Origin of the sequence: Pseudoalteromonas luteoviolacea DSM 6061, from assembly GCF_001625655.1 — a bacterium.
GTDB classification, from domain to species: domain Bacteria; phylum Pseudomonadota; class Gammaproteobacteria; order Enterobacterales; family Alteromonadaceae; genus Pseudoalteromonas; species Pseudoalteromonas luteoviolacea.
Map to the genome: position 1 here is coordinate 58395 of NZ_AUYB01000112.1, position 9199 is coordinate 67593.

Here is a 9199-nt window from a genome sequence, read left to right on the forward strand (position 1 = left end):
ATATGAGCATCGAATATACACCCTGGCCAGCTGAACTGGCTAAAAAATACCGTGCCAAAGGCTATTGGCAGGACAAGCCTTTGACTTCTATTTTGTCTGAACAATTAGACAAGAACGGTCAAGGTATCGCAGTTGCTGACGGGCAACGCCAAATCACCTATACAGAGCTGAACACATACAGTGACAACCTCGCTGGTTACTTTGCCGAACAAGGCCTGACACACGGCGACACCGCCATTGTGCAACTGCCAAACAGTCTAGAGTTCTACATAACTTACTTTGCATTGCTCAAGCTCGGCGTTGCGCCTGTATGTGCACTGTTTAATCATCAACGCACCGAGCTGCAAAGCTATTGCGAAATTTTGCAACCAAAAGTAATGATCGTCTCATCAGCACACTCGCTATTTGGAGATGAACAATTTAGTCATGAGTTGTACAACCGTTTTTCATGTTTGACCAAGATCATTACCGATCACAGCAAAGGAAACAGCGAACTCAAACAAGGGTACCTGCATAAACATACGTTTATAGCACGCGATCTTAACCCAGAAGACGTTGCATTTTTCCAGTTATCAGGCGGTAGTACTGGCACCCCTAAATTGATACCTCGCACACACAACGACTACCTCTACTCGGTGGTCGCCAGTAAAGAGATCTGTGAACTAAATGGCGACACACGCTATCTATGTGCACTGCCAGCACCACATAACTTTCCGCTCAGCTCACCCGGCGCACTGGGTGTTTTTATTGCGGGCGGTACAGTGATCTTAGCCAATGATCCAAGTCCCACGGTGTGTTTTCCACTCATCGAACGCTTTGGCATTACCCACAGTGCATTGGTACCACCCGCACTGCAACTATGGCTACAACATGCCAGTGCGACAAACACAGACCTCAGCAGCTTACAAGTGATCCAAGTAGGAGGGGCCAAGCTCAGTCGCAGTGTTGCAGAACAAGTGACTCCTGTACTTGGCTGCCAACTACAGCAAGTTTTTGGGATGGCTGAAGGACTGGTGAACTACACTCGCTACGACGACGATCAAGAGCTGATCTTGACCACTCAAGGCAGACCAATCAGCGATCTTGACGAAATTAAAATTGTTGATGAACACGGTTCACCGGTAGCTCCGGGCGAGTCAGGACGTTTAATGACCCGTGGCCCTTATACATTTAGAGGTTATTACAAATCACCCGCACATAACGCCAGTGCATTTGATGCGGACGGTTTTTACAGCTCAGGCGATATTGTCAAACAGCTTCCATCAGGTCATTTGGTCGTTGAAGGTCGGGACAAAGATCAGATCAACCGTGGCGGAGAGAAGATCGCCGCTGAAGAAGTCGAAAATCATTTACTTGGCCATGCGCAGATCCAACAAGTTGCCATCGTCTCGATGCCTGACGAAGCGTTGGGTGAAAAAAGCTGTGCGTTTGTCGTTGCCGATCAGGGCGTAAAGCTTACCACACTGATTTTGCGTAAGTATCTACGCCAGTTAGGGATTGCCGATTACAAAGTGCCTGACAAATTTAAATTTGTAGAACAACTACCGTTAACTGCCGTGGGTAAAGTGAATAAAAAAGCCCTGCGTGCCACTTTCGAACAATAGAGAACAACATGAGCATTCCAAAGTTAAATCATTACCCATTGCCACGTGACGCAGAGTTACCACAAAATCGTGTTGAATGGGATTTAGATCCCGCGCGTGCGGTGCTGTTGATCCATGATGTACAACATTACTTTGTGGGTTTTTATGGTGAAGACAATCCGTTGATCGAAACCATGATCCAAAATATTCAGGCGCTTAAAGCCTACTGCTACGAACATGGCATTCCTGTTTACTACACGGCTCAACCGATCAAACAAGGCAAGCATGAACGAGGCTTACTGTCAGATATGTGGGGACCTGGTTTACAGGATCCAGCACAGCAACCAATTGTCGATGCCTTAGCGCCTACTGACAAAGATGTTGTACTGACAAAATGGCGCTATAGCGCTTTCCAAAAGTGTGATTTTGAACAGCAACTGCGCGACCAGCAGCGCGATCAGCTATTGATTGTTGGGATCTATGGCCATATTGGCGTAATGACCACTGCGGTCGACGCATTTATGCGTGACATTGAGCCATTTTTGGTGGCTGATGCCATCGCTGATTTCAGCAAAGAAGAGCATATGATGGCGCTTAACTTTGTTGCAAAACGCTGTGGTAAAGTCGTTTCTATGTCTGAGATTTTAGGTACTGAGAGTCAGGACCTTACTTCACTTGAGGGACTTAAAGCACACATTCTCACTTTGATAGATTGTGAGGAAGATGAATTTGATGAGCACGAAAGTCTGATCGATTACGGACTCGACTCAGTGCAAGTGATGAACTTGATTTCTTTATGGCAACAGCAAGGCATAGAAACCAATTTTATTGAATTAGCACAAATCCCAACGTTAGCAGCTTGGGTAGAGCTGTTAGAAGAACGTAAGGAAGACTAATGCACACTCCTCTCCCACTAACCGACTCGCAGCATGCTATGTGGCTGCTCGATACTATCAGTGGTCGAGGTGAGCTATTCAATGTTGCCGAATGCTTAGAGTTTAAAGGTAAGATCTCGGCAAGCTGGCTACAACAATCATTGCAACATGTATGGCAAGCAAGCGACACGCTTGCTTGTCGCTTTATACGCAGTGATGATTACACGCCACAATTGCTCGCCAATGACACCGTACCTGACATTATCAGCCAAGAACTGGCTAGCGACCCTGAAGACGTTTTAACCTTTGCCCAAAACTTTGCCAAACCACATTTGGCCACACCTTTTGATCTAAGCAAAGACGCACTCATAAAACTGTTTTTATTGCGCGCACCAGAGCAAGATTATTTATTGATAGTTGCCCATCACTTGCTTTTAGATGGTTATGGCTTTGGTTTATTCTCTCAGTCACTGAATCGCTGTTATAACGCGTTGAGCAAAGGTAAGCCCTTACCTAAATTACGCTTTACTCAGCAACAGCAACTGCTCGATTTACACAACAGTGAACCATTTCTAGCGAAGCAGAAACAAGCCAAAGAAACGCTGAACCAGTGGCTTGATGAGGTGCCCGAAGTAAACTCCTACAGTGCTTCAAAAGCTGATGTTGCAGAGCCTAACAAGCGTCTTACGGCTACATTTGAGCAATCGATTTGGCACACCATTCAATCCGCTGCACAGGTCACAAGCACTACCAGCAGCGAAATATTGCTCGCCGCTATTGCCGCATCTTTGGTAGCCCAGCATCAGCAGTATCACGTGACCTTAGGTCTTGTGATGATGAACCGCCAAGCGGTGCCTGAATTAAGCTGCCCTTGCGTGCAAAGTAACGTCTTGCCATTGCCACTAGCACTGACGCCAAATACCGATTTGAGTACCGCTGCAACACTTATAAATAGTCAGATTAAAGCACTCAAGAAAGTGCAAAGTTACCGCGTCGAGTCGCTCAAGAGAGACCGACAGAAACAGGGTAAATCACTGAGTATTATTGGCCCAACAGTCAACCTACTGCCTTTTGCAAATGCACCAAAGTACGGCTCGGTAGAAACCATAAGTCATATTCTTAGTGCCGGCACCACAGACGATATAATGCTACAAATTCACTTATTAGCAGATAAACCCGCAACGGTCGATTTTGACTGCAACGTCGCTCGCTATGATGACACCGACACCCAAAATATTCAGGCGCGTATTTTTTCTGCCGCTAAGATTTGGGCCTCACAGCCTAAACTGATGCTCAGCGAGGTTGCAGAAATACTTCGCCAAAAATATCTCTAAGGAGCCAGTTGATGCAATTTGAACAGGCTTTAAATGCCGAATATCGCGACAAGATCATCTGGGTAACCGGGGTTGGGCAAGGCATTGGCCTTGCTGTGGCAAAACACTTTCACGCATTGGGCGCCAAGGTAATCGGCTTTGACCGCCACTTTAGCGAACCAGACGCCTTATACAAGCAAATTGTGTGCGACCTGGCCCAACCAGAGCAAGTCGAACAAATACTAGCAGAACTCATTGAACAACAGTTGGCACCTTATAATTTAATCTATGTTGCTGGCGTGCTCGAGATGGGAGAATTAGAGGCACTAAGCCTCTCTCAGTGGCAGCACTGCCACAACGTCAACGCCGCTAGTCTGTTTGCCTTTATCAAGCATTGTGGTGCCCACTTCAAACAACAGCGTGTGGGTAGTTTGGTAACAATTGGTTCAAACGCGGCAGACACCCCGCGCCAACAAATGGGGGCGTATTGTGCCTCTAAAGCTGCAGCCACCCAGTTAACGTTGACCGCAGGTATTGAATGGGCCAACTTTGGCGTACGCTGTAATGTTATTGCGCCAGGCTCAACTTTGACTCCTATGCAAACGGGAATGTGGCAAGACGAGCAAGGTGCACAGCGTGTTATTGACGGATTTGCAGAGCAATACAAACTGGGGATTCCACTCCAAAAAATCGCCACACCCGAAGAAATTGCACACAGTGCAGTATTTTTAGCATCCAATCTCTCGTCACATACCACCATGCAAGTATTAACCATTGATGGTGGCGCGACATTTTAAACACTAATCGGCCTCGTTTAGTGCAACGATTTGACCACACAACGCAAAGCCGCCTTCCCTTAGCGGGTGGCTTTTTTTCTTCGCCTTGTTACCCTCCAGTCCTTCGTTAAAATTTCCTAACCTCGTAAACGAATTCCAGGTACAAAAAAGCCCCACATCTGTGGGGCTTTGTGCTGCGAATATACACTGCTAAGTGCCTAGCTTTAGGCACTTATATCGCGTATTTAGAATGAGTATGTCAACTGAAGTGAATAGTTGCGTGGGTCACCTGGGCGAACCGTCAAGAATGCAATTTTAGCGTCGTACTCTTTATCTAGTAGGTTGTGAATATTGAACTTAGCGCTTAGTGCGTCATTGAATTCATAGTAAGCAGAGAAACCTAATAGAGTATTCGAGCTCACGTCAAAATACTCTGTGCCACGACCTAGGCCATTAAAGCCTTTACGGTCACCTGCATAAGTCAGGTAACCACCGATGCGTAAACCTTGTAATGCATTGTCAAAGTCGTAAAAAGAGCTGAACTTAAAGACTTCTTTCGGTTGAATAATGATGGTTCTATCAATCAAAGAGTTTGGGTTTGATACATCAATATCAGCATAAGACGCTGAAGCAAACCACTGCTCTGTAATATGGCCTGTCACTTCAACTTCGTAGCCCTTAGATTCAATGCCACTTTGCCCTACATAGTAGATCTCACCAGAATCATCCTGAGCAGCCACTCGCACAGGGTAGTTGTCCTGACTGATATCAAAGTAAGCCACATCTACGGTGAACGCGTCATCTTGTGTCGCGTATCTCACACCAACTTCTTTATTTTTACCAACTGGCGAGTCTAGAAGCTGGTTGTTTTTATCATAGTGTGCAGGCTGATCTGAAATATCTGTGTAGCTTGCATAAACCATCGTTTGTTCATTGAAGCGATACACACCACCGAAGTAAATATTTGTATCAGAGAAGTCTCGTTGACTCGCAACATTGCGTGATACACCTTTTGCTTCGATGTCTTTGTAGTTTGCACCCACCAAGAAATTCAAGCTGTCAGTAACGTTTAAGTTCAATGCCAAACGTAGACTTTGAGACTCCAACTGACTATGCGTTAAAGCACCATTTTCATAGTCAAATGCAGGTTTCTCAGGTTTTGCCTGTGCAGGCTGCTGCGCATGTTCTGCGAAGAAATTACCGCCAGCTCCACCGACCGGGCGGTAACTCCAATATTCTTCTTCAAACTCGGTGTCTGCAAAGGTGAAGTTCAAATCATGATCACGTCCGAATAGGCTAAATTGACCATTAATATTGAACTCAGTACGCTCCGATGTATAGTCACGTCTGTTATCACGTAAATACAAGAAGTAGTCGCCATTGCGCTCTAGATGGAAATCTAGATCTGTGTATAAATGGTCATCATTCATTTCAGATCTGTGTGTACGCGCAACCACATTCCACTTGTCATTGATTTGATAGCGTACTTCACCCATTAAGTTTTCTTGAGTCGTGCTTTGCGTCGCCCAATCAGGATAGAAGTTCAGTTCGATACCAGCAGTTACACGCTCGCCAGTAATAAATCTATACGGTAAACCATTAGACATTGCATCTAGGTCATCACTTTGATGGCTAGTAAATACAGATACTTGAAGATCATCTGTCAAGTCAGCAGTCAATGTGCCATAAAGTACTTTACGTAAAGAGCCGGAACGCTCTACAAATGATTCGGCATCATCATATACAAGCACAGTACGCGCGCGAACAGAGCCATCATCAGTCAGAGCAACATTCACGTCGGCTTCGGCGCGACGTTTGTTCCAAGAGCCATACTCAGCAGAAACCGAGCCACCTGTGGTGTTGTAAGCGCGCTTTTGTACTAGATTAACGGTACCAGAAGGTTGGCCAATTTCTTGTAGCATCCCCGTTGAACCACGGATAACTTCTACACTTTGGAATATGCTGGTGTCTAATAAGTTACTGTTTACCGGGCTACTACCCGCACCCATACCATCGATAAGGTAGCGGTTAATTTCAAAACCACGAGAGTAAACAAAACGCGAACGATTAGCTAATGAGTTCTCAGCAAATACACCTGCACTGTGCGAAAGCGCGTCACCAACTGAGTTGATATCATGAAAAGACATAAACTCGCTATCAACAATTGAGATTGATTGAGGTGTATCACCAATTGCCAGTGGTAGACCTGTTGCGCCCACATCACGATGGTGCTTACCCACCACTTCAATACGTTCTAAATCTAATTTCGCATCATCTGCTAATACTGCTGAAGAACTACTTGCCAGTAGCCCAATACACACCGCTTTTGCAATCGTAGAATATTGCTTCATACGCCGTTTGACTCCCTTATCCTAGTCGAGATAAAAATGCTGATTTACTGAAGGGCAGACGATGCAATATTCTAAAAATTTAGCGTGTTTGTGTCTTTTGCGGTGACAATAATTAAAAGACTAAAAAAATAACAACCAAATCATAACCTTATGTGTTTAAAAATATTTATGAGTATATTAATACATGCGAGAAAAGGGGAAAGCTATGGCAATGAATTTATACCAAATAGTACAACAAACAATCCCCCCATGGGCGCTAAATACTTGGCGGCCAGCATAATTTGGGACTTATAATCTCCCAACATAGAAAAATGAAATGCGATACCTGCAATGATCACAATGCTGAACAATTCCGAGATAGTCAAAACACTGTGAAAGTCAAAACCAAATAAATCGAGGCTCAACCAAATCCCGCCTCGTACTAGCAACCAACCAACAACAAGCCCCAGCAATACACCAAAGTTCAAAATGCGCATTATAAAACGCCTCCTATGGCCGCCAACGTTAGTAGCATCAACACGGGGGCTGTACCTCTATGGTGCCCCATCATAACCACTACAGGTAAGCCGATACTGATCGCAAACAACACCAAAAATATAGCTGCAATAAAGCCCATTTGCAGATAGTAGATAACGGTGAGCAACACGATGCTCACCACCAATACCTGCGTAGTCGTTACCAAAGCAAAAAGGCGATTAAATAAAGGCACTTGTGCATAAGGCCAGTATTTTGACTGACTAAATAATAAAAACCCAATTAGGACATAACCAAACCATGCAACCATTAGGCTGGCTCCAGTTCAATACTGCGTTTTTTAACTTTATCTGAGACACGCACAACTACAGTGGCTAAACCAAAGCTCAAACAAGATAAGGCAAAAAAAGCGATGTTAACCGTCAGCATATCTCGACTGACAAAGCTGTACAATTCATGACCTAGTGCCAAGCGAATAACATCAATCAATGGTAACAGCAGAAACAGCACACCCGCCCCCTGTAGCACCGCGTGCGCAGAGTCTTTTGCTTGTTTGAAATAAAGAGTCAAGAAACCACATCCGAGCAAACTTAAAATGATTATAAGCTGATTTGTCATGACCAATAGCGGCTCACCCTGACTAAACAAACGTGTGCAAACCAGCAGCAAAGCCACCGCTAGCAAGGCACCACAGGTGCCCGCTTCTAGGCAAAAACGCTGCAATTTAAACACTGTTTGCCCAGCGCGCTTTGGCTCCCGTATTGCCAACCAGTACAAGTTACCAATCAACATGGCTGCAATCGCCATCATAGACAGAACAAAGTAGAGTAAGTGAGATGACTTACCAAGCAGATGCCCCTCATGGAGCTGCACCATAATATTGTAAACATCATTTAGTGGCTTACGCTCAGGTTCATACAATAAATTACCGTGTACATCGTAAAATGCGGTCACAAACTCAAAGCTACGATCTGACTCCCCGCTAACTCTAAGTCGTACCCAAGGTCTAGGATAAATATCAAAACGCGCGATGCGCATTTCAGGATAGGCCTGCTGGTAATCGGTTATAATTTGATTAAGTCGCTCTGCGGTAAGTACTGCGTCCATATCATAATTATCTGGTTTGCGTGGAAACCCTAATTCATCCCAGTAACTCTCACCGCTTTTTTTCGCATATTCATGATAAACGGGGCCATTAATCTCATAGCCGACATTAAAATATGCACTGCTCCAGCCGTACATGAGCATAAATAGTAAAACACCAAGCCCGAGCAATACATGGCTGTCTTTAAATACATCACGAGATTTGCCCTTAGCCCGATATTGGTGAAACTTCTTTACAAGATCTTTCCAGCGTATCCAAATGCCACTAATTGTCACCATAATCAGAAAAATACACGCCAAAGCGATAATATCTGTACCTATGTGCGTGGTAAAATTGATATGCCAAAAATACAAAAAATCGGACGCTGCCTGCTGCGCCGAATCTTGACCAAACAGCTGCTGGGTTTGATTGTTATACAACAAACGATCATCGTGCCCCACATAAATTTGGAATAAGTGAGTGTGCTGGGGATCTGTAGTGAGCGTGATACGCTGATTGACGAAATCAGGTACTGTCTCAGTGAGGTCGGTTACTGCGCTTTGCCAAGACATCGCTCGTTCTAGTTGATTATCTTGTTGCCATGCAAACTGCCAGTTGAGTAATTGACCACGGAAAAAAAGTAAGCTGCCACAAACAAAAACAATGGTAAGAATACAGGCGCTGATTGCACCTAAAACAGAATGCTGCTTAGTTAATTGGGTCAGCGTTTTTTTATCCATAAA

The 9199-nt window shown here is 44.8% G+C and carries 8 protein-coding genes; 4 read left to right on the forward strand and 4 right to left on the reverse strand.

Going from position 1 to position 9199, the window contains the following annotated elements; all coding sequences use genetic code 11:
* Positions 1-2: 2 nt before the first annotated feature.
* Genes N475_RS15830 through dhbA form a run of 4 tightly spaced genes read left to right on the forward strand, consistent with a single transcriptional unit; the run spans position 3 to position 4568 of the window.
* Complete coding sequence (locus N475_RS15830) at positions 3-1604, forward strand: (2,3-dihydroxybenzoyl)adenylate synthase (protein ID WP_063358487.1); 1602 nt, start codon at positions 3-5, stop codon at positions 1602-1604.
* An 8-nt stretch (positions 1605-1612) separates the two neighbouring features.
* Positions 1613-2479, forward strand: coding sequence for an isochorismatase (locus N475_RS15835; RefSeq protein WP_063365567.1), 867 nt, complete (start codon positions 1613-1615; stop codon positions 2477-2479).
* Positions 2479-3792, forward strand: a complete 1314-nt coding sequence (locus N475_RS15840) for a condensation domain-containing protein (RefSeq protein ID WP_063365568.1) — start codon at positions 2479-2481, stop codon at positions 3790-3792. Before N475_RS15835 ends, N475_RS15840 begins: the two co-directional genes overlap by 1 nt.
* A gap of 11 nt (positions 3793-3803) precedes the next feature.
* Entirely contained in the window at positions 3804-4568 is a 765-nt protein-coding gene (gene dhbA / locus N475_RS15845; protein WP_063365569.1) for a 2,3-dihydro-2,3-dihydroxybenzoate dehydrogenase, read from the forward strand.
* Between the two features lie 224 nt (positions 4569-4792).
* Here the strand turns inward: dhbA and N475_RS15850 are convergent, their stop codons facing one another.
* The 4 genes from N475_RS15850 to N475_RS15865 all read right to left on the reverse strand — a co-directional run bounded on the left by N475_RS15850 (position 4793) and on the right by N475_RS15865 (position 9196).
* Positions 4793-6898: a TonB-dependent siderophore receptor gene (locus N475_RS15850; RefSeq protein ID WP_063358491.1), complete on the reverse strand. Its 2106-nt coding sequence runs from the start codon at positions 6896-6898 to the stop codon at positions 4793-4795.
* Positions 6899-7101: 203 nt separating this feature from the next.
* Positions 7102-7374, reverse strand: coding sequence for a hypothetical protein (locus tag N475_RS15855; RefSeq protein WP_063358492.1), 273 nt, complete (start codon positions 7372-7374; stop codon positions 7102-7104).
* Positions 7374-7682, reverse strand: a complete 309-nt coding sequence (locus N475_RS15860; RefSeq protein ID WP_063358493.1) for a hypothetical protein — start codon at positions 7680-7682, stop codon at positions 7374-7376. Before N475_RS15860 ends, N475_RS15855 begins: the two co-directional genes overlap by 1 nt.
* A complete protein-coding gene (locus N475_RS15865) occupies positions 7682-9196 on the reverse strand; it encodes a PepSY-associated TM helix domain-containing protein (protein WP_063358494.1) in 1515 nt (504 codons plus the stop codon). Before N475_RS15865 ends, N475_RS15860 begins: the two co-directional genes overlap by 1 nt.
* Between the last annotated feature and the right edge of the window lie 3 nt (positions 9197-9199).